1 protein-coding gene is annotated in these 1,207 nt (G+C 38.7%); it reads right to left on the bottom strand.

Annotation, left to right across the window (positions count from 1 at the left end):
- On the bottom strand, nucleotides 1–1,207 hold a 1,207-nt coding region (locus tag ABJF11_RS10735), incomplete at both ends, for a hypothetical protein (protein ID WP_348119849.1).

Genomic DNA, 1,207 nt, shown 5'->3' with positions numbered 1-1,207 from the left:
AAGCCCTAGCGGGGTCATAGATCCAATTAAAAACTCCGTTTCTTAGCTCTTCTATATGCTGTAGAAACTCTTCTTTGTCCTGAGCAATTTTTCTAGCTCTATCATGGTCATCTAGTTCTTTTTTCTTTTCTTGTCTGATTTCCCATTCAGTTAGCTGTGGTGTTGCAAGTGTCTTTAGCCAAATTTGATCCTCTGATGTCTGTGCAAAATTTTGTGCAGCCGCTCTTACGCTCTGGCCCTGATCCTCGTCATGGCGGCATAACTCTATAAATCCTTTCCAATCAATAGTAGGAGCAGGAGACCTTTCAAGTAATGCGATGATATCCTCTTCATCAAATCTAAGAGGAGGAAATGCGGTGTGGAGGCAGTAATTAATGGCATAAGGTATTAAATTATCTTTTTCTGTTGAATAGACTAGAAGCTGAATTTCTTGCTTTAAGGTGGAGTTATGAAGGACTTTGCTAAGCTCACCACTACAACTAAAGCTATAACTTTCAAAGTTAGGAGTAGTAGATGATAGCCAGTGCCATATCTGTGCTGCGCTGGGCTTATTTTGCTCTATAAGCCGTAATATTAGTCCACAAACTAGTTCGGATATTTCTGTTTTCCCCTGACCGTAGCGAGTATTTTCCAATTCCGTATTTGGGAGAGTTTTAGAAAGAATATTTAGTAGATTGGTTACCCTTTCAAGAGGGATGTCTTCTGTTATAGGCGCTAGTTTCAATACACTATTATCATTTGATTGAGCATATTCGATTAATACTTTAGCAGTGAGGTCATCATTAATATCAAAATTGACCTGTTGTATATAGTCAGAAGCGAGCCTTAATGAATCATTGTCCTCCATCTGAAGCAGTTCTTGAATATGTAGCTCCCAATGAGCTTGGTTTGTATATTCTGGTAAGATTTTCAACGCTTTTGAACGAATAGCATAACATTCCGAGGTATCAAATATTAGTTGAGTAAAACGTTCTAAGTGCTCGTTAGATAAAGCCGATTTGCTAAAGGCTTGTAAAAGAACCATTCTCAGGGAAAAAGTAATTTCTTTATCAAAGGCAAGTAGGGTGGCCTTAGTCATGGTTTGTTTATTAATAAGTCCTTTTAATGAATATGACTGCCAGCTGAAGAAGTGCGGGCTTTCTCCGGCTTTCTTAGTAAGTGCATCAAGTAGTGCGTTGGCTTGGCTTTCATTCAAACCGTCTGTACA

This window comes from Reichenbachiella sp., assembly GCF_039941815.1.
Classification (GTDB): domain Bacteria; phylum Bacteroidota; class Bacteroidia; order Cytophagales; family Cyclobacteriaceae; genus Reichenbachiella.
Note: the sequence above shows the minus strand (reverse complement) of the source record. Positions and strands in the feature narration are given on the sequence as shown.